The 26783-nt window shown below is 57.1% G+C and carries 30 protein-coding genes, 1 tRNA gene and 1 other RNA gene; 10 read left to right on the top strand and 22 right to left on the bottom strand.

Annotated features, from left to right (window positions below; all coding sequences use genetic code 11):
- Window positions 1-113: 113 nt before the first annotated feature.
- The 9 genes from SVU69_07535 to SVU69_07495 all read right to left on the bottom strand — a co-directional run bounded on the left by SVU69_07535 (window position 114) and on the right by SVU69_07495 (window position 10051).
- Entirely contained in the window at window positions 114-1055 is a 942-nt protein-coding gene (locus SVU69_07535; GenBank protein MDY6942850.1) for a carbohydrate kinase family protein, read from the bottom strand.
- 21 nt (window positions 1056-1076) lie between these two features.
- Window positions 1077-2546: an aminomethyl-transferring glycine dehydrogenase subunit GcvPB gene (gene gcvPB / locus SVU69_07530; GenBank protein ID MDY6942849.1), complete on the bottom strand. Its 1470-nt coding sequence runs from the start codon at window positions 2544-2546 to the stop codon at window positions 1077-1079.
- Between the two features lie 78 nt (window positions 2547-2624).
- Entirely contained in the window at window positions 2625-3992 is a 1368-nt protein-coding gene (gene gcvPA, locus SVU69_07525; GenBank protein MDY6942848.1) for an aminomethyl-transferring glycine dehydrogenase subunit GcvPA, read from the bottom strand.
- A gap of 69 nt (window positions 3993-4061) precedes the next feature.
- Complete coding sequence (gcvH, locus tag SVU69_07520) at window positions 4062-4457, bottom strand: glycine cleavage system protein GcvH (GenBank protein ID MDY6942847.1); 396 nt, start codon at window positions 4455-4457, stop codon at window positions 4062-4064.
- 78 nt (window positions 4458-4535) lie between these two features.
- On the bottom strand, window positions 4536-5624 hold the full coding sequence (gene gcvT, locus SVU69_07515; protein MDY6942846.1) for a glycine cleavage system aminomethyltransferase GcvT: 1089 nt from the start codon (window positions 5622-5624) through the stop codon (window positions 4536-4538).
- A 65-nt stretch (window positions 5625-5689) separates the two neighbouring features.
- A complete protein-coding gene (locus tag SVU69_07510; GenBank protein MDY6942845.1) occupies window positions 5690-6913 on the bottom strand; it encodes a UbiH/UbiF/VisC/COQ6 family ubiquinone biosynthesis hydroxylase in 1224 nt (407 codons plus the stop codon).
- Entirely contained in the window at window positions 6913-8169 is a 1257-nt protein-coding gene (gene ubiH, locus SVU69_07505; GenBank protein MDY6942844.1) for a 2-octaprenyl-6-methoxyphenyl hydroxylase, read from the bottom strand. Before ubiH ends, SVU69_07510 begins: the two co-directional genes overlap by 1 nt.
- Complete coding sequence (pepP, locus tag SVU69_07500) at window positions 8166-9467, bottom strand: Xaa-Pro aminopeptidase (protein MDY6942843.1); 1302 nt, start codon at window positions 9465-9467, stop codon at window positions 8166-8168. Before pepP ends, ubiH begins: the two co-directional genes overlap by 4 nt.
- Entirely contained in the window at window positions 9464-10051 is a 588-nt protein-coding gene (locus tag SVU69_07495) for a UPF0149 family protein (GenBank protein ID MDY6942842.1), read from the bottom strand. The genes pepP and SVU69_07495 overlap by 4 nt, the downstream gene beginning before the upstream one ends.
- 183 nt (window positions 10052-10234) lie before the next feature.
- Between SVU69_07495 and SVU69_07490 the strand changes: the two genes are divergently transcribed.
- The 6 genes from SVU69_07490 (at window position 10235) to SVU69_07465 (ending at window position 13057) form a co-directional block, all read left to right on the top strand.
- The gene (locus tag SVU69_07490) at window positions 10235-10444 is read left to right on the top strand and encodes a TIGR02449 family protein (GenBank protein MDY6942841.1); all 210 of its coding nucleotides are present in this window, start codon (window positions 10235-10237) and stop codon (window positions 10442-10444) included.
- Window positions 10444-10767 carry a cell division protein ZapA gene (locus tag SVU69_07485; GenBank protein MDY6942840.1) on the top strand — a complete coding sequence of 108 codons (324 nt, stop codon included), beginning with the start codon at window positions 10444-10446 and terminating at the stop codon, window positions 10765-10767. The genes SVU69_07490 and SVU69_07485 overlap by 1 nt, the downstream gene beginning before the upstream one ends.
- Before the next feature lie 79 nt (window positions 10768-10846).
- Window positions 10847-11032, top strand: a non-coding RNA gene (gene ssrS, locus SVU69_07480) — 6S RNA.
- 87 nt (window positions 11033-11119) lie between these two features.
- On the top strand, window positions 11120-11749 hold the full coding sequence (locus tag SVU69_07475) for a 5-formyltetrahydrofolate cyclo-ligase (GenBank protein MDY6942839.1): 630 nt from the start codon (window positions 11120-11122) through the stop codon (window positions 11747-11749).
- 44 nt (window positions 11750-11793) lie between these two features.
- Complete coding sequence (locus tag SVU69_07470; GenBank protein ID MDY6942838.1) at window positions 11794-12246, top strand: EVE domain-containing protein; 453 nt, start codon at window positions 11794-11796, stop codon at window positions 12244-12246.
- A 181-nt stretch (window positions 12247-12427) separates the two neighbouring features.
- Window positions 12428-13057: a PDC sensor domain-containing protein gene (locus tag SVU69_07465; protein MDY6942837.1), complete on the top strand. Its 630-nt coding sequence runs from the start codon at window positions 12428-12430 to the stop codon at window positions 13055-13057.
- A gap of 111 nt (window positions 13058-13168) precedes the next feature.
- Here the strand turns inward: SVU69_07465 and ilvA are convergent, their stop codons facing one another.
- Window positions 13169-14821: a threonine ammonia-lyase, biosynthetic gene (gene ilvA / locus SVU69_07460; protein ID MDY6942836.1), complete on the bottom strand. Its 1653-nt coding sequence runs from the start codon at window positions 14819-14821 to the stop codon at window positions 13169-13171.
- Between ilvA and rpiA the strand changes: the two genes are divergently transcribed.
- The 3 genes from rpiA to SVU69_07445 are packed head-to-tail and all read left to right on the top strand — an operon-like array spanning window position 14802 to window position 17431.
- A complete protein-coding gene (gene rpiA, locus SVU69_07455; protein MDY6942835.1) occupies window positions 14802-15461 on the top strand; it encodes a ribose-5-phosphate isomerase RpiA in 660 nt (219 codons plus the stop codon). The two genes, ilvA and rpiA, sit on opposite strands and share 20 nt — an antisense overlap.
- 51 nt (window positions 15462-15512) lie before the next feature.
- Window positions 15513-16193, top strand: coding sequence for a DUF5752 family protein (locus tag SVU69_07450; protein MDY6942834.1), 681 nt, complete (start codon window positions 15513-15515; stop codon window positions 16191-16193).
- The gene (locus SVU69_07445) at window positions 16190-17431 is read left to right on the top strand and encodes a glycosyltransferase (protein ID MDY6942833.1); all 1242 of its coding nucleotides are present in this window, start codon (window positions 16190-16192) and stop codon (window positions 17429-17431) included. Before SVU69_07450 ends, SVU69_07445 begins: the two co-directional genes overlap by 4 nt.
- Window positions 17432-17460: 29 nt before the next feature.
- Here SVU69_07445 and SVU69_07440 read toward each other — a convergent pair whose 3' ends face one another.
- The 6 genes from SVU69_07440 to SVU69_07415 form a co-directional block, all read right to left on the bottom strand.
- Window positions 17461-18063 carry a DUF2585 domain-containing protein gene (locus SVU69_07440; protein ID MDY6942832.1) on the bottom strand — a complete coding sequence of 201 codons (603 nt, stop codon included), beginning with the start codon at window positions 18061-18063 and terminating at the stop codon, window positions 17461-17463.
- A gap of 288 nt (window positions 18064-18351) precedes the next feature.
- A tRNA-Gln gene (locus SVU69_07435) sits at window positions 18352-18425 on the bottom strand.
- Window positions 18426-18476: 51 nt separating this feature from the next.
- Window positions 18477-18872 (bottom strand): 30S ribosomal protein S9, encoded by a 396-nt coding sequence (gene rpsI / locus SVU69_07430; GenBank protein MDY6942831.1) that lies wholly within the window; start codon window positions 18870-18872, stop codon window positions 18477-18479.
- A 46-nt stretch (window positions 18873-18918) separates the two neighbouring features.
- Complete coding sequence (rplM, locus tag SVU69_07425) at window positions 18919-19353, bottom strand: 50S ribosomal protein L13 (protein ID MDY6942830.1); 435 nt, start codon at window positions 19351-19353, stop codon at window positions 18919-18921.
- Between the two features lie 167 nt (window positions 19354-19520).
- A complete protein-coding gene (locus SVU69_07420) occupies window positions 19521-19832 on the bottom strand; it encodes a (2Fe-2S) ferredoxin domain-containing protein (GenBank protein MDY6942829.1) in 312 nt (103 codons plus the stop codon).
- A 38-nt stretch (window positions 19833-19870) separates the two neighbouring features.
- Window positions 19871-20584, bottom strand: coding sequence for a DUF481 domain-containing protein (locus SVU69_07415; GenBank protein ID MDY6942828.1), 714 nt, complete (start codon window positions 20582-20584; stop codon window positions 19871-19873).
- A gap of 160 nt (window positions 20585-20744) precedes the next feature.
- Between SVU69_07415 and coq7 the strand changes: the two genes are divergently transcribed.
- Entirely contained in the window at window positions 20745-21392 is a 648-nt protein-coding gene (coq7, locus tag SVU69_07410; GenBank protein ID MDY6942827.1) for a 2-polyprenyl-3-methyl-6-methoxy-1,4-benzoquinone monooxygenase, read from the top strand.
- A 53-nt stretch (window positions 21393-21445) separates the two neighbouring features.
- Here coq7 and speD read toward each other — a convergent pair whose 3' ends face one another.
- The 6 genes from speD to trpE all read right to left on the bottom strand — a co-directional run bounded on the left by speD (window position 21446) and on the right by trpE (window position 26777).
- Window positions 21446-22258, bottom strand: a complete 813-nt coding sequence (speD, locus tag SVU69_07405; GenBank protein MDY6942826.1) for an adenosylmethionine decarboxylase — start codon at window positions 22256-22258, stop codon at window positions 21446-21448.
- A gap of 123 nt (window positions 22259-22381) precedes the next feature.
- On the bottom strand, window positions 22382-22807 hold the full coding sequence (locus SVU69_07400) for an OsmC family protein (GenBank protein MDY6942825.1): 426 nt from the start codon (window positions 22805-22807) through the stop codon (window positions 22382-22384).
- Between the two features lie 20 nt (window positions 22808-22827).
- Complete coding sequence (trpC, locus tag SVU69_07395) at window positions 22828-23646, bottom strand: indole-3-glycerol phosphate synthase TrpC (GenBank protein MDY6942824.1); 819 nt, start codon at window positions 23644-23646, stop codon at window positions 22828-22830.
- The gene (gene trpD / locus SVU69_07390; GenBank protein ID MDY6942823.1) at window positions 23639-24673 is read right to left on the bottom strand and encodes an anthranilate phosphoribosyltransferase; all 1035 of its coding nucleotides are present in this window, start codon (window positions 24671-24673) and stop codon (window positions 23639-23641) included. The genes trpC and trpD overlap by 8 nt, the downstream gene beginning before the upstream one ends.
- 17 nt (window positions 24674-24690) lie before the next feature.
- Window positions 24691-25287, bottom strand: coding sequence for an aminodeoxychorismate/anthranilate synthase component II (locus SVU69_07385; protein MDY6942822.1), 597 nt, complete (start codon window positions 25285-25287; stop codon window positions 24691-24693).
- Window positions 25287-26777: an anthranilate synthase component I gene (gene trpE, locus SVU69_07380; protein ID MDY6942821.1), complete on the bottom strand. Its 1491-nt coding sequence runs from the start codon at window positions 26775-26777 to the stop codon at window positions 25287-25289. Before trpE ends, SVU69_07385 begins: the two co-directional genes overlap by 1 nt.
- Between the last annotated feature and the right edge of the window lie 6 nt (window positions 26778-26783).

The following is a 26783-nucleotide window of genomic DNA, read 5'->3' as shown; positions in this document are numbered from 1 at the left end:
AAACTTTAATAATAATTAGATTCAACAGGTTAATGATCGCACTGAGTCTTTGAATCGTTGAATTTGGTTTTAATCTCTCCTCCGGCGATTCGGTCAATCGACCGTCTGCCACACTAGATTGATGCAAGTCGAATGCCAAACTCCGCTTCGAATTGTTCGAAAAACCAATCGGACCCGAATCGGTGGTTCTGGGTTCCGTTGTGAGCAACTTTAATGGCACCAAGATATGCCGCTATCCGACCGGTAATTTCCCAGTCTAACTCGTTGAGCAAGCCGTATATCAAACCGGCCCGATACGCATCTCCACACCCCGTCGGATCGGCGACTCTTTCGGGTTTGACAGCGGGAATTTCAATTCGTTTCCCTTGTGTGAGTATCTCCGATCCTTTGGCGCCGTAGGTTACAATCAGCGCCTGAACCCTCTCGGCCAGCTGGGCGAGGGAATGCCCGGTCCGCTGTTCCAGCAACGCCGCTTCGTACTCGTTCACAGCCACCCACGACGCCTGCTCCACAAACGCTTTCAATTCTTCGCCATCGAACATCGGCAGGCCTTGCCCCGGGTCGAAGAGAAAAGGGATGTCAGCCTCGGCGAATTGCTGGGCATGCTCCACCATCCCCTGTCGGCCGTCAGGAGCCACCACGCCCAAGCGGATCCCCTCACCGGTTGGTACCCGGTTCCGGTGAGATTCATTCATAGCGCCCGGGTGAAAGGCCGTGATTTGGTTATCATCTTGGTCGGTGGTGATATATGCCTGTGCCGTGTAGGTGTCGGGAACGGTCGCGATATAGCGTGGATCGATCCCGCACTGGCCCAACCAGTTCGCGTAGGGGCCGAAATCTTCACCAACGGTGCCCATCGGATGGCCCTCACCCCCGAGCAACCGCAGATTGTAGGCGATATTGCCGGCACAACCGCCGAATTCCTTCCGTAACTGGGGAACTAAAAACGCCACGTTCAACATGTGGACTTTGTCGGGAAGAATATGGTCTTTGAAACGCTCCGGAAACACCATGATGGTGTCGTAGGCAATGGAGCCGCAAATCAATGCCGACATGACTCGCTTCCTTGTCTGAGACTATCGATAATGGCTTTTGCCTTCGGGTTGCCATTTCAACTCGAGCTGCTTCGCCGCTCGAACCTCGTCCAGCCGACCAACAGGCAATCCGTGAGGGGCTGTTTTAACACGCTGAGGATCAGATCGCGCTTCCGCCAGAATGACCGCCAAGGCGTCCACCAATGCATCCAAATCTTCTTTAGCCTCCGTTTCGGTCGGCTCAATGAGAAAACATTCGGGAACGATGAGAGGGAAATAGACCGTCGGAGCGTGAAACCCGAAGTCCAACAGCCGTTTTGCCACATCTAACGCGGTCACACCGAAGTGATCGACCAAGGGCTTCAAGGTCAATGTGAATTCGTGACTGGCGCGACGTTCACCGACCCCGAGCTTGAATCCAACCTGTGCTAAACGAGACATCAAATAATTGGCATTGAGCGTCGCGAACTCTGCGACCCGTGGCATCCCCTCACGCCCCAGCATGCGGGCATAGACATAAGCTCGAAGCAGAACGCCCGCATTACCCATAAACGTGGAAAGGCGACCGATGCTTTGGGGACAATCCGACTCGTCCGTCCAGCGAAAGGCTCCATCATCCTTCGAGCGCATCACATACGGAGTCGGCAGATAAGGCAAAAGCCGTTCCGCCACACCCACGGCGCCGGCTCCTGGTCCACCGCCACCATGTGGCGTGGCGAATGTCTTGTGCAGATTCACGTGAACCACATCAAAACCCATATCGCCGGGCCGGGCCTTGCCCAAAATCGCATTGAGATTGGCGCCGTCGTAGTAGAGCAGACCGCCGGCGTCGTGAACGATCTGGGAAATCTCGCCGATATGGCGCTCAAAAACTCCAAGAGTCGATGGGTTGGTCAACATGATGCCGGCCGTATTGGGTCCCACCAAAGCCCGAAGTGCGGTTAAATCCACATCACCATTCGGCTGTGTGGGCACTTCTTTCACCACGAACCCACACATGACTGCAGTGGCCGGATTGGTCCCGTGAGCCGCGTCCGGAACCAACACTTCAGTGCGGGCATCGTCGCCTCGTGCCCGATGGTAGGCCCGGATCATGGCCATCCCTGCAAATTCGCCCTGAGCGCCCGCCATGGGTGTCAGCGTAACCGCGCGCATGCCGGTCACTTCTTGCAGTATCTCCTGCAATTCATACAGGCAAGACAGAAAACCTTGTCCGTTCTGAGCAGGCGCCAACGGATGCCGAGCCAAAAACGCGGGAAGCATCGCCAAGCTGTTACATGCCCGAGGGTTGTACTTCATGGTGCACGACCCCAGCGGATAAAACTGGGTATCAATGGAAAAGTTTTTCTGCGAAAGGCGCGTATAGTGCCGAACCACCTGCATTTCCGACACTTGAGGTAAGCGCGCTGGCGCCTCACGTCGAAGCGCTTCTGGAATGTCATCCAATGACGTCGCCGCAGGCGCCTGAACACTGGCACGGCGGCCTGGGCGGCCTGATTCAAATATCAACATGCGTCATCCGACTTGCCGTTTAAAACCATTTCCAAGTGTCCGCCGTATCGTAAATCCGATTCCGTGCGCCCGGGTGCATCAGCCGGCTGCCAATACGTGCTGCAACGCATCCGCGTACTGTTCCATGTCCCCTGCGGTTCGTTGTTCCGTCGCGCAAACCAACAGTGCATTGGTTAACCACGGGTAATCCCCCCCCAAGGCGAAGCCTGCCAGAATGCCCTGGTCCGCCATGGCGCGGATCACCGGCTCCACCGGCCTATCCAAACGCAAGACAAATTCATGGAAAAACGGCGTGTCAAACACGCTCTCCACACCGGACAGAGCAGTCAAGCGTGTTCGCAAATCCCGGCTATTGGCATGGCACGCGCTGGCGACTCCGGCCAAACCGTCGGCACCCATCAGCGCCATATGAATGGTCGAGGCCGTTACGATCAGACCTTGATTGGTACAAATATTGGAGGTGGCTTTGGAGCGGCGGATGTGTTGTTCACGGGGTTGCAACGTCAGCGTATAGCCAGTGCGACCGTCTCGATCAACCGTTCGCCCTACGATACGACCCGGCATTTGCCGCACCAAAGATTGTGTACAACACAAAAAGCCGTAGTAGGGCCCGCCGCCAGCCATCGGCACCCCGAGGGGTTGACCGTCGCCGCAGGCAATATCGGCACCCGCTTTGCCCCTTCCCCACTCGCCCGGCGGCTTGAGCACCGAACAGGCTAATGGATTCACCAGGGCGATGGCCAAGCCGCGGCGCTCGTGCACCCAATCGGTCAGCGCATCCACGTCCTCGAGCACACCAAAAAAGTTGGGCTGAGGAATCACCAATGCCGCGATGTCTTCGCTATCGTATTCCGATAATTCGCCAGGCAGCAGACGACCGGTTTCGCGATCGACTTCGATTTCGACGACTTCAATCCCTTGTGGCGTGACGATCGTCTGCACGACCTGCCGATAGTAGGGATGAACGCTGGTTGGGACCAACACACGGGCGTCTTTAAGACGATGCGCCCGAACCGCCATCAGCACGGCTTCGGCCAGTGCAGAGGCACCGTCGTAAAGCGACGCGTTGGACACATCCATGGCCAACAGCGCCGTCATCATCGACTGATATTCAAAGATGACCTGCAACGTGCCCTGACTGGCTTCCGCTTGATAGGGCGTGTAAGCACTGTAAAACTCACCGCGCGTCGCGATTTGCCACACGGCGGCGGGTACGTGATGATCGTAGGCACCGGCACCGATGAAGCAAATTCCGGGGGTGTCCTGTGCGGCGCGAGCATGCATCAACCGCGTCACCTGCATTTCCAGCAAGCCGGGCGGGATGTTATTCAAATCGCCGACCCGAAGATTCCCGGGTATCTCATCGAAGAGCGCTTCGATATCCGATACCCCGATCTGTGCGAGCATCTCTTGTATGTCGGATTGTGTGTGGGGAATAAATGGCATCGGTCAGACCGTCAAACGCTATAAGACGTCACACTGGAGGAGCGGAGGTGATTCACAAACACAATCCGGCTAATCGCTCCCGGCAGCCAACGTGTCACGATAGCCTGCGGCATCCAACAAGCCGGACAAAGATTCCACGTTGGCAGGCGAGATCCGAAAAATCCAACCGCGCTCGTAGCAATCCTCGTTCACCAGTTCCGGATTATCCACCAAGGCTTCATTAACGGCGTGAACTTTACCTGCGATGGGCGCGTAAATATCCGACGCCGCCTTGACCGATTCGACCACTGCGCAAGCCTCTCCTGCGCTGACATCGCGGCCCACCTCGGGCAGTTCTACAAAGACGAGATCACCCAACGCGTCCTGGGCATGGTCCGTGATTCCGATCACCACGGTTCCATCGCCATCCAAACGGGCCCATTCGTGGCTCGCCGCATATTTGAGATTATCTGGAATGAGGCTCATTCAGCTTTTCTCCATTCTCATTCGCTCCCAACCCTCGATTCGACCGCCATCCGAGTGCGGTCCAACCACCCCAATGGTTTAAGAATCCCAGGCAACTCGAATTTTGCCATGACGTACAAAGGGAGGTTTAACAACCCTCGCCGGCAACAATTTTCCACGCATCTCGACCAAACATCGGTGGCCGGTCTCCACCGGAACGCGGGCGAGGGCGATCGCGCGCTTAAGGGTCGGCGAGTAGGTACCGCTGGTGATTTCACCATCACCGATGTCGGGAACGACCACCCGTTGATGGCTGCGGAGCACGCCTCGTCCTTCCAAAATCAAACCCACTTGTTTAAGCGTACGCGCGCTGCGTTCCAATGCGCTGCGACCGATGAAATCGCGTGTTTCCGGATCCCAGGCGATGGTCCAGGCCAAACCGGACTCCAACGGCGTGGTTTTCTGATCCATGTCGCAGCCATACAGATTCATTCCTGCTTCCAGCCGAAGCGTGTCGCGCGCGCCCAAACCACATGGCGCATAACCGGCTGAGAGAAGCCGCTCCCATAGCGCCTTGGATCCGTCGGCAGGCAGAATAATCTCAAAACCGTCTTCACCGGTGTAGCCCGTTCGACTGATAAACAGATCATCCGCTTCCAGCGAAAAAAATGGCTCCAACTCGGACGCACGGGAACAAATCTCCGGAGGCAGGACCTGCATCAGACGACCAACCGCCTGGGGACCCTGAACCGCCAGCATGGCTAGTTCGTCGCGGGGCGTCAGCTTCACCTCGAAACCTTCAGCGTGCTCCGCCATCCACGAGAGGTCGGTATCACGCGTCGCTGCGTTAACCACTAAGCGATAACGCCCGGCACCCCGGAAGTAGACGATCAGATCGTCGGCCACGCCACCCTGCGCGTTCAACATGCAACTGTACAAGGCTTTACCCGGCAAGCGGAGTCGCGCTACGTCGTTCGCCAACAAACGACGCAGAAACGTCTCGGCTTCCCCGCCTTCCACATCGACCACGGCCATGTGAGACACGTCAAACACGCCGGCAGCCTTACGGACCTGGTGATGCTCATTGATCTGACTGCCGTAGTGCAGCGGCATATCCCAGCCGCCGAAATCCACCATCTTCGCGCCCAAAGCCACGTGGGCTTCATAGAGCGCCGTTCGATTCCCCAAAATTCTTGCTCCTTAACTTGGGAATATCTCGTATGTGGCGACCTCGGCCCGAGAACGGGCCCGGCTCACGGTCGCGCAAGTCCCTGCAAATCTCCGCGAAGGCCAATGGCGCGCTCGACAACGAGACGCTTTAAAGGCGTCATTTGATTCAGCGTTCCCATCCCTTTGTTGCGGGCAAAATGCAACATCGGATTGGCTGCACCGAACAGCGATTTAAACCCGCCGACCACACCCGACATCAGTAGATTATCGCCTCGCCGCCACCGCTGAAAACGTGATAGCACAGCCGGGTCTGCCAAATCCTGCCCTCGCTTAAGCGCCCGCGATATGGATTCAACCAAAGCCGCAACGTCCATGAACCCAAGGTTTGCACCCTGACCCGCCAGTGGGTGAATGGTGTGCGCCGCATCACCGATCAATGCCATTCGCGGACCGACATAACTCGCTGCGTGACGAAAACGAAGCGGAAAGCTCGCCCGCGGACCACATGCTTTCATCCCGCCCAGGATGCCACCGCTGGCATCCTCGATAACCCGGAGGAAGGCCGGGTCGTCCATCTCGAGTATGCGTTGCGCGGCGTCGGTGGTATTGGACCAAACCACCGAGCAGCGACCGTCCGCTAGCGGCAGGAAAGCCAACGGCCCGTCGGGCAAGAAATGTTGCCATGCAGTGTACTGGTGCGGTTTTTCGGTATCAATGGCACAAACGATGGCGCTTTGATTGTAGCTGTAGCCGTAAGTGGGAATACCGGCCATCTCCCGCAGCGGAGAATGCGTTCCGTCGGCTCCAATCACCAAACGGGTTGTCAGACGTTCACCGCCCGCCAGCTCGAGCTCCGCGCAATCGCGATGCGCATGGAGCGCTGCAGCCCGCGCCGGGCTGCGCAGCTGAACATTCGGAAAGTCCCGCAGACGAGCCAAGGTAAACGCTTGCAGCAAACTGTTTTCGACAATGGTACCAAGGTGGGACCAGGGGACTTCCGCCGCATCAAACCGGATCGATCCATCGTCTTCCCAGACAAACATACGCGAGTAGGGACACAGTCGTTGCGCGGGAAGCGTTTCCCAAACGCCCAACCGGGTGAATACCCGTTCGCTGGCAACCGAAATGGCCGAAACCCGAATATCCAGAGGCGCTGCCGGATCGTAGGGGGGCGGCGGGCGATCCTCGAGAACGATCACGTCCAGTTCCAAGCGCCCCAACGCACAGGCCAATGCAGCCCCCACCATTCCCGCGCCCACGATGATGACATCGCAACTGGGCTTGGCGTCGCGACCCCCGATCCCCATCAGCTACCGCTCCTCACGGCCTGCCCCCGTGAAAGGGCGGGCATATCCGCGCCGATCCCCATGGACCAGCGCGCAAACTCCGCCTTGCCTCCACCCCACAAATCCAGGCCGAGCAGCCCCAAGCCGCGGACACCGGCCAGTCCGGGCAAGCCCGCCGAAAACAGTCGCGGTAGTGCGTCGGTAAATGTCATTAACGCCCGCTGGTGCCCGCGACAATTCTCCATAAATTGCTCCAGCACCGCCTTGTCGCCAACATCCGGCGCGAGCGATAGCACATCGGCCAGAATGGCAACCTCCCGCAACGCCAAATTGAAACCCTGCCCCGCCACCGGATGAATGGTATGTGCCGCATTACCCAACAAAACGGCCCGCCCGTCCACCATCCGGCGGGCTTGGGTCAGCACCAACGGGTAAGACTGCCGCCGCCCCACCTTCGTGAATCGTCCCAAACGACGGGAAAACCGACGCTCCAACTCGGCGAGGAATACGGTATCTTCCATGGTCGATACGATTTCGGCGGCTATGGAGGGCACCGTCCAGACCAGCGCATTGCGCTCACCCAAAGGCAATAACGCCAGCGGACCGTCTTCGGTGAATCGCTCATAGGCCCAATTGCGATGAGGCCGTTCGGTTGAGACATTGGCAATGATGGCCGTTTGCCCGTAGTCCCGACGGTCGACCCCAATTTGTAACATAGAACGAACAGGCGATTGGGTGCCATCGGCGATCACCAGCAAATTCGCTTCCAGTTGGCGTATCTGGTCGCCCGCGCTGACCTCAACCCGCATCCGGTCACCATCCTGCGCCGCCTTGGTGACGCGAGCAGGATTGATCAGAGTCAGGTTACCGATCCGTCCCATCCGCTCGAACAGGGCCGCCATCAACGCCCGATTGGGCACCACATACCCCAAGGCCTCCACCCGCAGCGCATCGGCATGCAGCCGAGTGGCCGCCATACGGCCCTTTTGCGATACATGAATATGCCGAATCGGCGTGGCCTCCGGCGCCAGAGCTGACCAGACGCCGAGGGTCTTGAAGACATTCACCGTGGCATAAGACAGCGCTGTGTTGCGATCGTCATAACCAGGCTCTCCGAACCGCCCAAACGGCATGGCTTCAACCAAACCGACCGCCAAAGGCAGATCGGCAAGGGCACAGGCCAGGCTGCTACCCACCATGCCGCCACCGACGATCAACACGTCGAAGCGATCGGGATGACGTCGCATGGAATCCGGTCGCAGTGTGGGCACGTTCACCGAGCCATCACCGACTCGATCTCGACAATTGATTTTGGCGCGTCCCGGGTCAATACCTCTGGACCGTTGCGGGTCACCAAAACATCGTCCTCAATCCGAATTCCGATATTGTGCCACTTCGGGTCAAGGTCGTCCGAGGCACGGAGATATAAACCCGGCTCCACCGTCAGGACCATTCCGGGCTCCAGTGCCCGCCATTGATCTCCGACCTTGTAATCCCCCACATCGTGCACATCCATCCCCAGCCAATGGCCCGTTCGATGCATGTAGTACCGCCGATACGCCTGAGATTCGATCACCTGTTCCACAGGAGCCTTCAGCACACCCAGATCCACCAAGCCTTGACACAGTACTTGAACAGCCGCTTCGTGGGGTTGGTTCCAGTTGCACCCCGGAACCACGGCATCGATTGCCGCCTGCTGAGCGGCCAAGACGATTTCATACACGGCGCGTTGAACGTCGCTAAAACGCCCGCCAACGGGAAACGTACGCGTGATGTCCGAGGCATAGTGATTCAGCTCCGCCCCCGCATCAACCAGCACCAACTCACCGTCTTTCATCTGCGACGAGTTCTCAATGTAATGCAAGACACACCCGTTGCCGCCGGCGCCGACGATGGGCGGATAAGCATGCTCACAGCCCTGCTTGGCAAACTCATAGGTGTACTCGGCTGCCAGTTCGTACTCGAACATCCCAGGCCGGCATCGTTGCATCGCCTGCCGGTGAGTACGGGCAGCCAGTTTCCCCGCCTTTCGCATTAAAGAGAGCTCAGCGCGCCCTTTGAAAAGCCGCATCTCGTGTAACAAGTGCTCCAACGAGACCAACTCCCACGGGATATGGACGCCTGCCCGAGCCTGTTGCCGCAGACGATTGAGCCAGCCGATCAAACGTTGGTCAAACGAACCATGGGTTCCCATGGTGTAGTACACACGCTCTGTCCGCTCGAGCATGCTGGGCAAAATGTCGTCGATGTCTTCGATCGGGAATGCGTCATCGGCCCCATAGTCCCGACAGGCGCCTTCAGGTCCTGCCCGATAACCGTCCCAGACCTCTTTTTCCGGGTCGCGGTCTCGGCAGAACAACACATACTCGCCTTGTTTACGCCCCGGCGCGATCACCGCCACCGCATCGGGTTCCGGAAAGCCGGTCAGATAGAAAAAGTCGCTGTCCTGACGGAACGGATAGTGCACGTCGCGGTTTCGCAACCGTTCACTTGCCGCGGGGACAATCGCAATGGTGCCCGGGCCCATCATTTCCGCCAACTGCGTACGACGGCGTACGATCTCCTTAGACGTCATTTGGAGCGCTCTCCCCCACGCGGAGCCGCTGGCTGTTGCGCCCGCGCCACGACTTCTTCAAACATTAAGAGCACACCCACCCGCACGAATTCATATAGCTCGGTAAACGCGAATTCGGCCGTCTCGTCATCCTCATCACCCCGATGTGCTCGGGAGATCTCGACCAAATCCTCAACGAACTCGCGAGAGTCCTCCGAGAACGTCGACACACCATTGACACTGCCCGCCACCAAACCCAGCAAAAAACCCTCACACCATTCCGTTAACGCCGACAGGCGCTGTTCAATCGACTCAGTATCTCCAGGCTGTAGCAGCTGGAATGTCAAAGGACCTTCGGCCAAAGCGTAGAGGGCATCTTGCCACATCGCACCCACCGCTGCGGGCAGCGCCGACTCATCAACACCGCCGGGCAGCGCTTGCAAAACGACGTCATGCAACCACCCCCCTTGCTCGGCCATAGGGCCTCGACCAATGATCCAACCACAAAGATGCCCGTGGAGTTCCGCCGGCCCCATGGACAATCGCGCATCGATCAGGTCGTCTGCCAGAGCTTCGTAGTCCGTCATTTTGTTCTCGCGACTCATTCAAACATCCCGCATTCTGAGGCGGATCTTCTGTCCCACATCCTTGTCGTCCGTGAGTGTTTGCCAACCTCTAAGCGGCGTTCTATATTTAGGGGCTGTCACGTTCACAATGTCATATCCGGTTTTATCCGGCCGAAGCAAACCGATAAGCGACCGAGTTACTCACCGTGGGTCACGAACGCCATGTCCGAATCCGAACTGGAAAAACTGGAACAACGTATCGACGAGTTGCTTCGCCGATGCCACCAATTACGGGAAGAAAATAACTCATTGCGACAACGGCTTGACCAGATCAACCAGGAGCGGGCATTGCTTATCCAAAAAAACGAAGTGGTCAGAAGCCGCGTTGAAGCCATGGTTTCCCGTTTGAAATCCATGGAGCATCATACCTGATGGAACATCAGCCCGCTGCCGGAAAAGTCGTTTCCTTATCGGTCCACATCCTCGATAAAACCTATCAGGTCGCCTGCCCGGAAAACGAACGCGCAGCGCTCATCGAGTGCGCGGACTACCTGGACAAAAAGATGCGAAAAATCCGCGACAGCGGTAAAGTAGTGGGCATGGATCGAATCGCCGTGATGGCGGCATTGAACATCACCAACGATCTTCTGGTCCAGGGACAAGAACAGCACTCCAAGGACGAGATCGAATCACGTTTGCGATCACTCCGATTAAAGCTGGATGCAGTTCTGGACGACAGTTCTCTTGAGCAGTAGCGACGCGTTTTGGAGCGCAACGACGAGCAAGCAAATCGGAGCCTGCGGCAGAGCCCGCGGCTTCGAGGTAAAGGTTTGACGCCTCCTGCAGTGTTCGAAAGACATCGGGTAGTACCCTTGAGCCTAAATTCGTACCCAGGGACCGGGCGTGACGAGTCGGTGTGCATATCCGCGCACGAGCGGAGAGCCTAAAGACCCGTAGGCCGGACCCACTTGAACCTCCGGTTCAAGGTCGAAGGTGACTTACGACACAGGCGGGAGGCGTCTCTCATAAACGGCTCAATGTAACGCTTACCGATAAAGCATTCATGACACGGCTCGATCCGACACCCCCTCCCCGCCGGTTTTCTCAGTGACCCACTCGCCATCGATTAGTGACAAGCGCGAACTCCGGCGTGAGATCCGGCGGCGGCGCCGTGCGCTGGCCCCCCATGACCGAGCGAGCCGCGCGAGCCAAATGACCAAGCGTTTGATCCACCTTCCTGCCTGGCGGCAGGCCCGACGGATCGGTTTGTTCATCGCCGCCGACGGCGAGATCAGCCCCGGCGAGATCCTGCATTGGGCTTGGCGACGCCGCGTTGAGACGTACCTCCCGGTATTGACCCGGGGCACCAGCCCTCGGATGCATTTTTACCGCTACCGGCCCAATGATCCGCTGCAACCGAACCACTACGGTATCCCGGAGCCGGCTCCGCGGCCGCGTTGTCAGGCGGACCCAAGATTTCTCGACGTTGTCCTCACGCCGCTTGTGGCATTTGACGGTGCCGGCGCTCGTCTTGGCATGGGCGGCGGATTCTACGACCGGAGCTTCGCCTTTCTCCGTCATCGCGCCCGTTGGAAGCACCCGAAACTGATCGGAATCGCGTACGATTTCCAGCGGGTTGAGGCATTACCCGTGCAGCCGTGGGACGTCATGTTGGACGGCGTCGTCACCGACCACGCTGTTTACGGCACCCTGGCTGACACGGCGCGGTACAAATAACCCAACATTCGACTCACCATTTGAAATCAGGATTAACCAGCGCCATGGCTTATTGGCTTATGAAAACCGAACCATCCACTTTTAGCATCGACGACCTAAAAGCGGCTGATGTCGAACCGTGGGATGGTGTACGGAACTATCAAGCCCGCAACATGATGCGAGACCAAATGCGAGTGGGTGACGGCGCATTCATTTACCACTCGAACTGCCCCACACCCGGCATTGTGGGCATCGCACGGATTGTCAAGGAAGGGTATCCGGACCATACCGCCCAAAACCCCGACTCCCCCTACTACGACCCTAAAAGCACCACCGACCAACCTCGTTGGTTTATGGTCGATGTGCGCTACGAACGCCATCTAGAGCGAACCATTACGCTTCAGGAGCTAAAAGCCCACCCGGAGCTACACGAGATGGCCCTGGTTCGGAAGGGCAATCGGCTTTCAGTCATGCCGGTCTCCGATGTGGAGTGGGAATTCATACTTTCCTTGGAATGACACCCCTGCACCGGGGTGACGCGCAGCGACAACATACGGACGGACATCGCACCGCCTTAGTGCCAAAAGCGGGCCAGAAACCCTCTAAGTCATTGTTTTCTGAAACCCACGTAGTCGGCACAAGTTTTGCTTAAAGGTAAGGCAAGTTGATTCATCTAAAATTACAGCGGAAATGGTCACCATGATTGTTCGCCTGCAAACCGGAAACTGGAACCAAACGCTACTGAAACTCAGCGGTCAAGTACCCGTCTACATTGGCGAAAAACGCGAAACAATTCGTCTTTTCGAAGACAACCGCCAACAAATTCAGGCGACTGTCACGGACTTGATGGCACCACTCCAGACGCAAGGTGCGGCGTTGCGAGACAACGACACGGCACTCCAGAATGCCATGCGGCAATTGGTTGCCTCATACCCTTTCATCGAGTTGCTCTACACACTCGATGAACAGGGAATTCAACGCAGCGAAAACATTACAGTCGACCGGAATCTCGTGGTTCAGCGTGTGGCCAACCACCGTGGACGCGACCGGAGCCGGCGACCCTACTACCAGCAAGCCAAAGAGCAATCGCAGCTGGTGATTACCGAGCCATACATCTCTATGGCAACTTGTGACTACTGCATCTCTGCGGCCATTCGATTGGATATGGACAATGGGGAACATGCCGGTTATGCTGTCGCCGACTTCAACTTCGACTCCCTCCTCAACCATGTAAAAAAGGGCGCTCAAAAACGCCGTCTGATCAACGCCGCCAAAATAGCGTCCGTCTGCGCGGTGGGTATCGGAGCAAGCGCGTTACTACTCATCTGATCTACCGTGATATATCCTGCGAATGCTCTGACCGAAGACCAGTCGGAGCATCTTCTTTCTGACCTCTCCAGCTGCCAACCAAAACCTGACCGCACGATACCCAACCGGCTACTAACCCCCCCCACCTAAAAAGTATCCATAGGCGGGATTGGATGACTCATCGTGATAATCCAAGCCCAAGGCGTCCAACGACGCGCGACAGGCTTCGCGCTCTGCCGGTGGCACCTGCAATCCCATCAACACCCGCCCATAATCCGCGACGTGGTTTCGGTAGTGAAACATGGTGATATTCCAGCGCTGTCCGATTCCTTGCAAAAATTGCAACAAGGCCCCGGGTTGCTGGGGAAACTCGAAGCGGTACACCACTTCGTTTTGCAATTCGGGCGCCCGCCCACCGACCAGAAATCGAACATGCAGTTTAGCCAACTCGTTGTCGGTCAGGTCGGTGACCTCGTAGCCTTTATCGCGCAGCCTTCGTACCAACAGATGGCGCTCGTCATCCCCTTTATGCAGACGAACGCCAGCAAAAACATGCGCTGATTTCGGATCCGAATATCGATAGTTGAACTCGGTGATATCGCGCCGGCCGATATCACGGCAAAACTTGCGAAAACTTCCCGGTCTTTCTTTGATGGTCACTGCAAACAGAGCCTCACGCCGCTCACCTAACTCGGTGCGTTCGGCCACGTAGCGCAACTGGTCAAAATTCATGTTGGCGCCGCTGACCACGGCGATCAGGGCAGCGTCTTGCAACGAATTGTCGGCCGCATAGCGCTTTAACCCTGCCAGCGCCAAAGCACCGGCAGGTTCCGCAATCGACCGGGTATCCTCATAGATATCGCGCACTGCCGCGCAGATTTCGTCCGTAGTCACGAGAACCACTTCATCGACGCATTGCTGGGCCAGACGGAAGGTCTCTTTCCCCACCTGACTCACCGCCACCCCATCGGCGAACAAGCCGACGCGGGAGAGGCGGATCCGTCGCCCGGCTTCGAGTGCCTCGTACATGCTGGGGGTGTCCACTGGCTCAACGCCGATAATCTTGATGTCGGGATGCAGGTACTTGATATAGAGCGATATACCTGCGATAAGACCACCACCGCCGACTGGGACGAAGACTGCATCAATCGCCCCGCTGTGCTGCTGCAGCATTTCCATGCCCACGGTACCCTGCCCCGCAATGACGTCCGGATCGTCATAAGGATGGATGAAGCTGTAACCCCGCTCGCTCACTAAGCGCATGGCATGAGCGTAAGCCTGATCGTAGTTGTCACCTTGGAGTATCACGCGCGCCCCCAGCTGGGCGACCGCATTCACTTTGATCGTGGGGGTCGTACAAGGCATCACAATGGTGGCGCGCGCACCAAGCCGACGGGCTGCTAAAGCCACACCCTGCGCGTGATTCCCGGCCGAAGCAGCGATCACGCCCTTGGCCAACGCGTCCGGCGAGAGATGAGACATCTTGTTGTAAGCGCCGCGAAGTTTGAATGAAAAAACGGGCTGCATATCCTCGCGTTTGAGGTACACCCGGTTTTCGATCCGCTTTGTCAGGTTGGGCGCCAACTCCAGTGGCGTAATCTCGGCCACGTCGTAAACGTTCGCGGTCAGGATTTTCTTGATATAGTCGTCGATCATGGCCGGTACCGTAGCAGCTCGCTTGTCGCTTGCAAAGACACGTGCAAAGACCCCCGATAAGACTTGCCAGGGCTCGAACCCGGCGCCCCCACGCCAACAGGAGGAACCCGTGGGACAAGACTCGCTCAAGCGACAAGTTGCCGAAGCCGCCCTGAGTCACGTCGTAGAGGACGAACTACTGGGCATCGGCAGCGGGTCCACAGTGGATTGCTTTATCGATGCCTTGGCAGCCTCGCCGCTGAAAAACCGAATCCTGGGTACCGTCGCTGCATCGGAAGTCAGTGCCGAGCGATTGCGCGGCTACGGGATTCCGGTCGTCGATCTAAACCAAGCCGATCGCATTCCGGTCTATATTGATGGAGCGGACGAGATCAACCCAAGACGCCAACTGATCAAGGGTGGAGGCGGAGCACTGACACGGGAGAAGATTATTGCCGCGGTCAGCGAACGCTTCATCTGCATCGCTGACGCCTCCAAGAAAGTCGACGTACTGGGCAAATTCCCGCTGCCGATCGAGGTTATCCCCATGGCGCGGAGTTTTATCGCCCGCAAGCTGGTCGCTCTTGGTGCGAGGCCGCAATGGCGGGAAGGCTTTATCACGGACAATGGTAACCACATACTGGACGTCCATCAGTTGATGATTCCCGAGCCTATCTCTACCGAGCGGGACTTCAACAACTGGCCGGGGGTGGTGACAGTGGGCCTATTCGCGCTGCGCCCCGCCGACCACGTTTTGCTGGCGGCAGCCGACGGAATCGAGACATTCTAAGCGCCTGACTGCTTGACGTACCACCGATGGTTCGGCGGAGGAACGCGTCCAATGACAACCCAGACTGAAACCTATTTACCGTTCGAGATTCGCGACTGCGCGCTAATCTCTATCGCTACTGGAAACCGGGCACAGAATCTCAAAGAGTTGCGCGACCGCTTGCTGAATGTCGACAGCAGCAGCATTTACTTCCACTTTTGGGGAGCACTGCTTCGACCGGGATTTGAAAGCCGCGAGTACAACAATGACTTCGCGGAGTGGATCCGCCATGAGATTCACGACCGCACGCTGGCCGAACGACTGGGCGTCATCGACCCTTCCGCAACGGACGACCTGGAGCACCTGCGAAGCGAGTTAATCGATGCCATCGAAGAACGGCTGGATGAATTAAGAATCCTGTTCTGGACGCCGCCGGATCGTCAGTTCGAATTCATTCGCTCACAGATCATCGTATTTCGCACCCATCGCTCTATCGAAAAGCCCGAGGCGCTGAAAGATATCCTGCCCAGGCTTTCGGCCAGCAGCGTGTTCTATCATTTTATTGACGCTGGCCGTCGGACCGAAGACCGATCCGATGATTTCTCGGCTTGGCTGGGCCAGTGGGGCGATGAACATGACGAGCTACGCCGCCGGCTGGCGGGTATCGACCCCTACTTCATCTCTTTGACCGAGCTTCGTGAGCAGCTAAGCGAAATCGCAGCCGACTATTTCCATCAGGGAGCCGAAGTATGACGCCGGTGCTCGAAGATTATGCCGCCGCGGCAGGCGAAGATGTCATTGAGCATCTTCGCCAACTGACCGAGTCCCTCCGTGGCATGAAAATCGTTCATGTCAATTCAACCCGCACCGGGGGCGGGGTCGCCGAGATTCTTCATAAGCTGATCCCCTTAATGCGTGAACTCGGTCTCGACGCCAGCTGGGAAGTCATCTCCGGAGAAGAAGATTTTTTTCAGTGCACCAAATCCATACACAATGGTTTGCAAGGCCAAGCGGTTTTTATCAAAGACCGCTTGTGGGAAGCCTATCAGCGGATTAACCAGGACAATGCCGAACGCTTAAGGGAGCAACTGGAAAGTGCTGATATCGTGTTCATTCACGATCCGCAACCCGCCCCACTGCTCGGCCTGTGCCCCAACCGCAAGGGAAAATGGATCTGGCGATGCCATATCGACCTGAGCCACCCCCATCGGCCGGTTTGGCGCAAGCTGCGACAATTCGTAACCGACTACGATGCCAGCGTTTTTTCACTGGCATCATTTGCACAGCCGCTTCCCCACCCGCAATACCTGATCCCACCGAGCATCGATCCGCTTTCCGACAAAAACGTCGAGTTGTCGCAGAATGAAATCAACGCCACCTATCAACAGCTTGGTATTGACCCGGAGCGCCCTTTAATCTCACAAATTTCGCGCTTCGATCGTTTTAAAGATCCGCTGGGGGTGCTGCAAAGTTACCGACTGAGCAAACGTTTCATCCCTGCACTGCAGCTGGTTTTGGCCGGCGGAAGCGCCACCGATGACCCGGAAGGCGCGAGTGTCCTACAAGAAATCCGCGATGCTGCGAACAACGACCCCGACGTCCACATTCTGGATTTACCGCCAGACGCCCATCGCACGATAAATGCGCTTCAGCGAGCTTCGGACATCGTGCTGCAAAAATCAGTACGGGAAGGATTCGGTCTCACCGTGACCGAGGCCATGTGGAAGCACAAGCCGGTGATCGGCGGTGACACGGGGGGTATTCGGCTGCAGGTCGTCAACTACCATACCGGCTTTCTGGTCAACTCCCCCGAGGGTGCGGCATTGCGCATCCGCTACCTCTTCCACCGGCCGGACGAATTGAAATCCATGGGCACCCAAGCCCACGGGTTCGTGCGGGAAAACTTCTTATTAACACGTCACCTGCGCGAACATCTCGCCCTGGTGCTGGCGCTGATTCACAATATTACCGACCGCATCGAACTCGAGTAGGACCCGCGGGCTCGGGGGAGGAACAAAGCTTAGCGTGCGGACTGCCACTGCTGGATCACATCCAGCGGATAGACCAACATGATGACGTTCAAGGTCAGGTTATCCCGAATCTGCCAACCGACGTAAAGCTCGAAAGCCACCGCCAAGGCAATGGTCACCGCCACGGGTAAGCGGCTGGCCAAGATAAACCCCAAGGCGCAAAAACCCACGTCCGCTGCCGAGTTGAGGACGCTGTCGCCATAGTAGTCCAGCGATATGGTGGCTTCCCGGTAGCGGTTAATGACGTAGTCTGTGTTCTCGAGAATCTCCCAGCCCATCTCGGGCAACAGCGCCAATGCCAGTTTGGCGCCGGGCGCAAAAGCCCTGCCGCTCATGCGCTCCAAAACGGTGACCAATGAATAAAACAAAAAGCCGTGAATAATATGGGAGAAGCTATACCAGTCCGAAATGTGCTGCGAGTTCTCGGAACTCATCACCGCGCCGTGCCACAGCCGAACCGTACCGCACTCGCAGATCGGTACGCGGCCCATCACCAATAATACGGCCACAAAAATCGCGCCCATCAAAACGATGCGCGCAAGCCAAGACCACGTGACATAAATCAAATGAGCGGGAGGATCCGTTTCGTTCATAGGGTCTAGAATAAGCGCCTACGGATCACCAAAATACCTTACCGGCTTTTTAGCCAGCGTCTCTAGCGTTGCACTAAATTCGAGTTTGTACGGATGCGGGCAATCAGCGACCGTCCAGACAGCCGTTTACCCAGGAAGGGGTATAGGGACGACTGGAAGATTGGCGAACCGTCCGGCCCCACCCACAGGCAAGTAGGAAATTTTCCCCAGAAACCCTAAACCGACACCGCCCTAAGTCGATTGTGGTGGGACGATGCCGCCCAGAAACCGGGCGCGAACGCCCGAATTTGGCTGGGGGACTAGGATTCGAACCTAGGTTAGCGGAGTCAGAGTCCGCTGTCCTGCCGCTAGACGATCCCCCAAAATTTGCGCTCAGGCCAATTGCGCCCCGCGGGGGTCCAGCCGACTTGCGATTAACGTTTCGAGAACTGCGGCGCGCGACGGGCTTTGTGCAAGCCGACTTTCTTCCGTTCGACTTGGCGAGCATCGCGCGTAATGAAACCCGCCCTTCGCAACTCAGCTTTCAACGTTTCATCATAGTTCACCAGCGCACGACTGATACCGTGACGAATCGCACCGGCCTGACCGGTTGTGCCCCCACCTCTCACCGTGACGCGCACATCGAACTTGTCGGTCACGCCAATGAGCTCCAAGGGCTGACGAACAACCATTCTGGCCGTATCACGGCCAAAATAGTCATCCAGCGACTTGCTATTTACCAAGACCTTGCCGCTCCCAGGCATGAGAGCAACACGCGCGCAGGAACTTTTACGCCGGCCGGTACCAAAATATTTCTGCTGATCGCCCATGTATGGATTCCGTTAGGATAGTGTAAGTGCTTAAGTCCGGTCGCCGTTACGCTTCGATTTCAAGCGCTTGAGGCTGTTGAGCCTCGTGCGGATGGTCGGCTCCGTTGTAAACACGCAGCTTTTTCAACATCGCGCGCCCGAGACGATTCTTCGGCATCATACCCTTCACCGCGGTCGTGATCGCGCGATCGGGATGGGTCTCAAGCAGTTTTTCCAAGTTGATGGACTTCATGTTTCCGATGTATCCGGTGTGCCGGTAGTACATCTTGTCCTTCAACTTACGGCCCGTAACACGTATCTTTGCTGCATTGACGACAATGATATGGTCGCCCGTGTCTACGTGTGGTGTGAATTCTGGCTTATGCTTGCCACGCAGCCGACGGGCAATCTCGGTCGACAAACGACCTAAGGTTTTGTCCGTGGCGTCAACCACATACCAGTCTTGCGTCACATTCTCGGGCTTCGCAGAAAAAGTCTTCATCAATCTCGACTCCGGGCCGGTCGACGCGCCGGGCCATTTTGCCCAGCGACTCCGATCTTACCCACCATATCCGGTTGCGCCGCCGCCCAAGGTTGGCAGCGGCGAAGGGCCGAAATTCTACAGAAACGAGGCACACCAAAGCAAGTCCGCGAAGACAACAATCTCAGCTACAGTTCCAAACGTCGCACAATGCGGCCGTTACGCAAATGTTCATCGATGATTTCATCGACGTCATCTTGATCGACGTAGCTGTACCAGACCCCTTCCGGGTAGACAACCAGTACGGGACCTTCCTCACAACGGTCCATACAGCCCGCTTTATTGATCCGCACCCCACCTGGGCCGGCCATACCCAGCTCCTTGATGCGCTGCTTCGCATAGTCGCGCATGCCGTCAGCACCACAACGCCCACAACTGGGGCGGTCGTCGCCCTCGCGAACATTGGTACAAAAAAAGACATGGTGACTGTAATAGGACATGGCCGCCTCTTATCCAAACCGCCTTAAGGGCGGCATCATCACAACTCGTAACCTAACGAAAGTGACGTATAACGATCCGTATTTTCGCGATCTGAGGGCACATCGGTGTTGTGCTTAATAGTATAGGAAAGATCCACGAACAAACGTTTGTTGATCTGCGATCGGAAGGTCGTGACGGATTCTGCGAAGGTATTTTGGTCACCCGCCTCAACCAACAGCTTTTCGCGGAAGCTGTTATTCTCGCTGATCTGCCAAGCGAACTTTATCTTACCGCGACCGATCAATTCGTCTTCCTTACGAATGCTGCCGTCGTCTTCGATGTAACGCGTTTGGCGCGCACCCGGACCAATTTCACCATCCAGTTTTATGGTCTCAGTCTGGTATAACGTCCGACCATAACCCAGCGCTTCGGAGAAACGTTGATCGATTCCACTGAAGCGATCCTTTTCAAAATTGATGGTCGCAAAGAGATAACTGATCTCACTTAACTTATAGTCGCTTTGCACGCCTGCGGTGTATCGTTCGCGGGTCGTTTCGTCTTCCACCTCGGAAAAGATCGCGGAAGCCGATGCCTGATGCCGCCAGGACAGAAAATCAAATGCAATTTCACCTTCTGCACTGAGGTTGGTTTCATCTACGTTGCCGGACGAGGCCAAGTACCCCAGGCGGGCATTACCGCTCACCTCTTGGGCCATTGCCGGCATCATCACTGCTGAAAAACACGCGGCGACAGTCAGAGCGAAAAAACGCATTAGAAACTCCTTCTATTAGCAAAGGCGCGCATTAGATCTCGCGCCACCAGGAATCGTCAATAATTGAAAACGCAGCGCGTAAGTATACGTTGCCCCGCAAGCGCGTGCGACCGGGACGAACCGCCTTGCGAGCCAACGATGGCTCATCCAAAATGATGCCATGACATACCCACGACACTACAGCTTGGCAGACCGGTTCCTGATGGATCTGCAACAAGCGGTCAGGACGATCGCTTCCAGCCCGGATGAGCCCGTTGGCAGCCACCCCGACGAAGGCATTCCTGAGCCGGAACTGGACGAAGATCAGTGCCGCCACATCGCCGGATTGATGCGGGTAAATCATGCCGGAGAGGTCAGTGCTCAAGCGCTATACCAGGGACAGGCACTGGTCAGTCGCCACGCCGATGTCCGCGATACCTTGCGGCAAGCCGCACAGGAAGAGCACGCTCATTTGATTTGGTGTCGACGCCGTCTGGCTGAACTCGGACACAAACCGAGCCGACTCACACCGGCATGGTATTTCGGGTCGTTAGGTATCGGCATGCTGGCGGGCTTGGCCGGAGATCGCTGGAGCCTGGGTTTTGTCGTTGAGACAGAAAACCAAGTGATTGAGCATATCGACCGGCACCTGGACGAACTTCCGGTCGAAGACGGCCGAACCCGGGCTATTCTCGAACAAATGAAACATGAAGAAGCACATCACGGGGAAACGGCACGCCGGGCAGGGGGACGGGAACTGCCCTGGCCGGTGAAACGCTTGATGAACGGGGTCTCGAAACTCATGACCCAAGGCGCCAAATACGTCTAGCGATACACCGACGCTCCGGCAATACCCTTGGTGCGATCAAATCGCGGCCGCGCTTATCGAACCCTTTTGACATTGCGCCCGTAGAAAATCTCCGCCATCTCATGTCGCAACAGGCCATCAATCATCCGGCGCTGTTTGGGTTCCAATTCATCTTCGTCGATACCGAATAGATAGTTATCCAGCTTGAAATCACGCAACATCATCTTGGTGTGAAAGATGTTCTCCTGATAGACGTTGACGTCGATAATCTGGTATCGGTCCCGGGTGTCGCCCGACAAGTAGTTTTGAATCGAATTGATTTTATGATCGATAAAGTGCTTGCGCCCGCGCACATCACGCGTAAACCCGCGCACGCGATAATCGATGGTAACGATGTCCGATTCGAAGCTGTGAATGAGATAGTTCAGCGCTTTAAGCGGTGAAATCACCCCGCAGGTGGACACGTCGATATCCGCCCGAAAGGTGCTAATGTTCTTATGCGGATGACTCTCGGGATAGGTGTGAACCGTGATGTGGCTCTTATCCAAGTGGGCGACGATGGCATCGGGCAATAAGGGTCCTGGCGATTCGCTGTTGTCGGAATCCTCCGGGTACACTGGCTGCTCGGCAATGAGCATCGTGACACTCGCACCCTGCGGGTCGTAGTCCTGCCTGGCCACATTTAGCACATTCGCACCAATGATTTCCGACACATCGGTCAAGATATTGGTCAGACGCTCGGCGTTGTATGCCTCGTCGATGTAGTCGATATACTCCCGCTGCTGCCCCTCTGTGCCCGCATAACAGATATCGTAAATATTGAAACTCAGGGACTTGGTGAGGTTGTTGAAACCGTGCAGCTTCAACTTGGTCGAGGGTACCGCCAACGTGTCGTCCTCCAAACACAGAGACCGTGGTACAAATGAAAAACCCGTCGCGGCGAAACATGCAGCTTGGCCTTTTGGGGGCGCAAATCTTAGGCCATTCCGCGCGAGCTGTCGAGCAGTTGTTTAGTCCTTCGAGGGGGGGCAAATCTCGTAGTCATGCGTCACTTCGGCAGTCTTGCCGAGCATGATGGAAGCCGAGCAATATTTCTCCGCCGATAGCTGAACGGCGCGCTTGACGTGCTGCTCTTTCAGGCCGCGACCGCTGACTCGAAAATGGATGTGTATTTTGGTAAAGACCTTGGGATCGGTATCCGCGCGCTCGGCCGTAATCTCCGCCTCGCAATCATCAATGAGCTGCCGGGATTTTTTGAGAATGTGAACCACGTCGAAAGCGGAGCACCCGCCCATACCAAGCAGCAACATCTCCATGGGACGAGGACCGAGATCGCGGCCTCCGTGATCTGGCGCACCGTCCATAACCACAGCATGGCCACTGCCGGATTCACCCAGAAACGTCACTTGCTCAACCCACTTAATTCTTGCTTTCATCACAGCGCTCCTCCGAACGGTCAACCCGATCGGTCGAAAAACAACTCGCCAAGTTTCTGCCCCGGATCGTCGGCCCGCATAAACGCTTCGCCCACCAGGAAGGCATAAACGCCGCGCTGACGCATGGCAAGCACATCGTCCCGAGTGTGAATGCCACTTTCCGTCACCACCAGTTTGCCTTCCGGTATGGCTGGCAATAAATCCCAGGTGGTCGAAAGCTTCGTCTCGAAGGTATGCAAGTTACGATTGTTAATACCGATCAGCGTCGCATCGAGCGCCAGAGCTCGCTCCAACTCCACGGCATTATGTACCTCCACCAGCACATCGAGACCCAGCATCGTGGCCAAATCAGCCAATCGGCGGAGCATTTCATCATCCAAAGCGGCGACAATCAGCAGCACGCAATCAGCCTGCAGGCAACGTGCCTCCCAAACTTGATAAGCATCCACCAGGAAGTCTTTGCGCAACACCGGCAACGAACACGCTGCCCGGGCAGCGACCAGATGGGCCTCACTACCCTTGAAGAAATCTGCGTCCGTCAAGACCGAAAGACAAGATGCACCGCCTCGCTCATAGCTGCGGGCAATCGCGGCAGGATCAAAATTGGCCCGCAGCAAACCGCGGCTCGGCGAGGCCCGTTTCACCTCAGCGATCACCGCACTTTCGCGCGCTCGCACCCGGGCCTGTAGAACACGCGCAAAACCTCGCGATGACGGTAGATCCCGCGCTTGGCTTTGCAGTTCCGCGAGTGGCACACGCGCGATACGCTCAGCGACTTCCAACCGTTTCCGTTCGAGAATACGAGCCAGGACGTCGCTGTTCGGTGCCGGGTCAGTCACGGTCGCCACCCAGCCGCGCCGAAAGCGCCACCAGTTGTTGCATCCGGTCCATGGCAGCCCCGCTGTCAATCACAGATTGAGCGCGACGCACGCCAGCAGCCATATCCGGTTCCAAATCGGCCACGTAAATGGCCGCACCGGCATTCAATGCCACGATGTCGCGCGCGGGGCCCGGTTCTCCTCGAAAGACTTGGCGAATGAGCGCCAAACTCTCCTTGGCATCCCTGACCACCAGCCCGTCGAGCGATTGTCGACGGATACTGAAATCCTCGGGTTGCACCGCTTGCTGATACACCTGCCCGTCTTTTAATTCGGCCACCTCGGTGGGTGCGGCGATGCTGATTTCGTCCAGCCCGTCCTCGGAGTGAACCACCATGACATGACGACTGCCGAGTTCCCGCATCACTTCCGCCAGCGGAGCGACCCAGTCCGGGTTGAATACCCCCAATAACTGGTTGGGCGCCCCCGCCGGGTTGGTCAAGGGCCCGAGCAAATTAAAAATCGTGCGAACGCCCATCTCCCGACGTGGACCAATGGCATGTTTCATGGCGCTGTGGTGAGCCGGCGCAAACAGAAAACCGACACCGACCTGTTCAAGACAAATGGAGATATGTTCCGGCGCGAGATCCAAGCGAACTCCCGCCGCTTCCAACACATCGGCACTGCCGGAGCGGCTGGATACCGATCGGTTGCCGTGCTTGGCCACGATGCCACCCGCCGCGGCAACCACAAACGCAACCGCAGTGGAGACATTGAACAAGCCGCGGCTGTCCCCCCCGGTTCCGCAGGTGTCCACCAAGTGGGTGTGATCGTGGACCGCAACCGGTGTGGCAAGCGAGCGCATCACGCGGGCTGCCGCGGCGATCTCCGCCACGGTCTCACCTTTCATTCTCAAACCGATCAAGAACCCGCCAATTTGGGCAGGTGTAGCGTCACCGCCCATAATCTGCGCCATGACTGCGGTCATCTCGTCGGCGGTCAGGTTCTGGTGCGCGGTCACACGCTGGATGGCTTCTTGAATGTTCATAGTCGGGCGATCCCGGGCTAAGCCGCTTGTGGAACCGGCTGCGTCAGAAAGTTTTTTAACAAGTGGTGTCCGTGTTCGGTGAGTATGGATTCTGGGTGAAACTGCACACCTTCCACCGCCAGTGTCTTGTGGCGTACGCCCATGATCTCATCCATGCTCCCGTCCGCAGATTGAGTCCAGGCGGTGACCCCCAGACACGCGGGCAAGCTGGCCGGATCAATCACCAGCGAGTGATACCGCGTTGCCGTAAAGGGATTTGGCAAACCGTTAAACACGCCCAGATCCCGATGAAAAACAGGCGAGGTCTTACCGTGCATGATCTCCCGCGCATGCGTGATTCGACCACCGAACGCCTGAGCAATGCTCTGATGCCCCAGGCACACACCGAGAATTGGGATTTGGCCGGAAAATCGGCTGACTGCCGGAACTGAAACACCCGCTTCGTTGGGCGTGCACGGCCCGGGCGACAAGACGATGTGGCTGGGCGCCAAGGCGGCGATCTCATCCAGCGTGATCTTGTCGTTGCGGTAAACCGCGACCTCACAACCCAACTCTCCGAAATACTGCACGAGGTTGTAGGTAAACGAGTCGTAATTGTCGATCATTAACAACATCACACCACCTCCTCGTCCGATCCGGCCGCAACCATCGCCACGGCGCGAAACATAGCGCGGCGCTTATTCAGCGTCTCTTCCCATTCGGCCACCGGCTCAGAATCGGCTACGATGCCACCACCGGCCTGAACGTGCAGCCGGCCATCTTTGAGCACTGCAGTACGAATCGCAATGGCGGTATCCATGTTGCCGTTCCAGCCGATATAGCCCACGGCACCGGCATACACACCGCGTTTGACCGGCTCCAACTCGTCGATGATCTCCATGGCCCGAATCTTTGGCGCACCCGTCAGCGTGCCTGCCGGGAAGGTGGCACGCAAGGCATCCAGAGCGGTGTGAGAAGGCGACATCTGCCCGCGGACGTTGGAGACAATGTGCATCACATGCGAATAACGCTCGATCACCATTTTCTCAGTGACTTCCACGCTGCCGATTTGCGCCACTCGTCCGACATCATTCCGCCCCAAATCAATGAGCATGAGATGCTCGGCGATTTCCTTGGGATCGCTGAGAAGATCCCGCTCCATCGCCAGGTCTTCTTCTTCATCGCGACCCCGTGGGCGGGTCCCGGCGATGGGTCGAACCGTCAGCCGACGCTCTTCCAGCCGGGCCAAGACTTCCGGCGAGGCCCCCACCACCTGAAAGTCCGCCAAATCCAGGTGGAACATATAGGGCGAAGGATTCACGCAGCGCAGTGCGCGATAAAGATCCAGCGCCTCACCGTGAAAATCAATGGACATGCGCTGCGATGGGACCACTTGCATGACATCGCCTTCGCGGATGTAGTGCTTGATCCGACGCACGGCATCCTGATATCCCTCACGACTGAAACTGGAATCAAAATCCGTGGCATCTGCATCAACAGCCGCCATCGACAAGCGGCGAACGGGCGGTGGCGGATTGGAGAGCCCGCGCACCAAGACCTGTAGCCGGGCCTGGCCGGCCTCAATCGACGCCGGATCGGAGGGATCGGCATGAACGATGACGTATAGCAACCCACTCAGGTTGTCGAATATCAACACTTCCTCGGACAACATCAGCAGGATGTCGGGGTTGCCGATGGGATCGGGCTTGTCCCAATGCGCCAATCGGGATTCGACGTAACGAACGGTGTCATAGCCGAAGTAGCCCACCAGACCGCCGGTGAAACGAGGCAAGCCAGTGACCGGCGCCACTCGGAAACGGGCCTGAAACGACTCGATCCACTGCAAAGGATCGGGGCAGGTCACGCGTTCGGTGATTTGGCCCTCCTGTTCCAGGCAAACTTCCTCGCCACGGACCTTGATCACTGTCTTGCACGGTAGGCCAATAATGGAATAACGGCCCCACTGCTCGCCGCCCTGTACGGATTCCAGGAGGTAGGAATAAGGGCCACGGGCCAGCTTGAGATAGGTTGTCAGCGGGGTATCCAGGTCCGCAAGAACCTGGCGCATCAACGGAACGCGATTATAGCCTTGGGCGGCGAGTTGTTCGAATGGCAGCTGTTGCATGAGATC

This window comes from Pseudomonadota bacterium, assembly GCA_034189865.1.
Lineage (GTDB): Bacteria > Pseudomonadota > Gammaproteobacteria > UBA5335 > UBA5335 > JAXHTV01.
This window is presented reverse-complemented; position numbering and strand designations above follow the sequence as displayed.

Excerpts from the sequence above, each read along its gene's own strand:
- SVU69_07535 (MDY6942850.1), bottom strand. The coding sequence starts at position 1,055 with ATGTCGGCATTGATTTGCGGCTCCATTGCCTACGACACCATCATGGTG.
- gcvPB (MDY6942849.1), bottom strand. The coding sequence starts at position 2,546 with ATGTTGATATTTGAATCAGGCCGCCCAGGCCGCCGTGCCAGTGTTCAG.
- gcvPA (MDY6942848.1), bottom strand. The coding sequence starts at position 3,992 with ATGCCATTTATTCCCCACACACAATCCGACATACAAGAGATGCTCGCA.
- gcvH (MDY6942847.1), bottom strand. The coding sequence starts at position 4,457 with ATGAGCCTCATTCCAGATAATCTCAAATATGCGGCGAGCCACGAATGG.
- SVU69_07510 (MDY6942845.1), bottom strand. The coding sequence starts at position 6,913 with ATGGGGATCGGGGGTCGCGACGCCAAGCCCAGTTGCGATGTCATCATC.
- pepP (MDY6942843.1), bottom strand. The coding sequence starts at position 9,467 with ATGACGTCTAAGGAGATCGTACGCCGTCGTACGCAGTTGGCGGAAATG.
- SVU69_07495 (MDY6942842.1), bottom strand. The coding sequence starts at position 10,051 with ATGAGTCGCGAGAACAAAATGACGGACTACGAAGCTCTGGCAGACGAC.
- SVU69_07490 (MDY6942841.1), top strand. The coding sequence starts at position 10,235 with ATGTCCGAATCCGAACTGGAAAAACTGGAACAACGTATCGACGAGTTG.
- SVU69_07485 (MDY6942840.1), top strand. The coding sequence starts at position 10,444 with ATGGAACATCAGCCCGCTGCCGGAAAAGTCGTTTCCTTATCGGTCCAC.
- SVU69_07470 (MDY6942838.1), top strand. The coding sequence starts at position 11,794 with ATGGCTTATTGGCTTATGAAAACCGAACCATCCACTTTTAGCATCGAC.
- SVU69_07465 (MDY6942837.1), top strand. The coding sequence starts at position 12,428 with ATGATTGTTCGCCTGCAAACCGGAAACTGGAACCAAACGCTACTGAAA.
- SVU69_07450 (MDY6942834.1), top strand. The coding sequence starts at position 15,513 with ATGACAACCCAGACTGAAACCTATTTACCGTTCGAGATTCGCGACTGC.
- SVU69_07445 (MDY6942833.1), top strand. The coding sequence starts at position 16,190 with ATGACGCCGGTGCTCGAAGATTATGCCGCCGCGGCAGGCGAAGATGTC.
- SVU69_07440 (MDY6942832.1), bottom strand. The coding sequence starts at position 18,063 with ATGAACGAAACGGATCCTCCCGCTCATTTGATTTATGTCACGTGGTCT.
- rpsI (MDY6942831.1), bottom strand. The coding sequence starts at position 18,872 with ATGGGCGATCAGCAGAAATATTTTGGTACCGGCCGGCGTAAAAGTTCC.
- rplM (MDY6942830.1), bottom strand. The coding sequence starts at position 19,353 with ATGAAGACTTTTTCTGCGAAGCCCGAGAATGTGACGCAAGACTGGTAT.
- SVU69_07420 (MDY6942829.1), bottom strand. The coding sequence starts at position 19,832 with ATGTCCTATTACAGTCACCATGTCTTTTTTTGTACCAATGTTCGCGAG.
- SVU69_07415 (MDY6942828.1), bottom strand. The coding sequence starts at position 20,584 with ATGCGTTTTTTCGCTCTGACTGTCGCCGCGTGTTTTTCAGCAGTGATG.
- coq7 (MDY6942827.1), top strand. The coding sequence starts at position 20,745 with ATGACATACCCACGACACTACAGCTTGGCAGACCGGTTCCTGATGGAT.
- SVU69_07400 (MDY6942825.1), bottom strand. The coding sequence starts at position 22,807 with ATGAAAGCAAGAATTAAGTGGGTTGAGCAAGTGACGTTTCTGGGTGAA.
- trpD (MDY6942823.1), bottom strand. The coding sequence starts at position 24,673 with ATGAACATTCAAGAAGCCATCCAGCGTGTGACCGCGCACCAGAACCTG.
- SVU69_07385 (MDY6942822.1), bottom strand. The coding sequence starts at position 25,287 with ATGTTGTTAATGATCGACAATTACGACTCGTTTACCTACAACCTCGTG.
- trpE (MDY6942821.1), bottom strand. The coding sequence starts at position 26,777 with ATGCAACAGCTGCCATTCGAACAACTCGCCGCCCAAGGCTATAATCGC.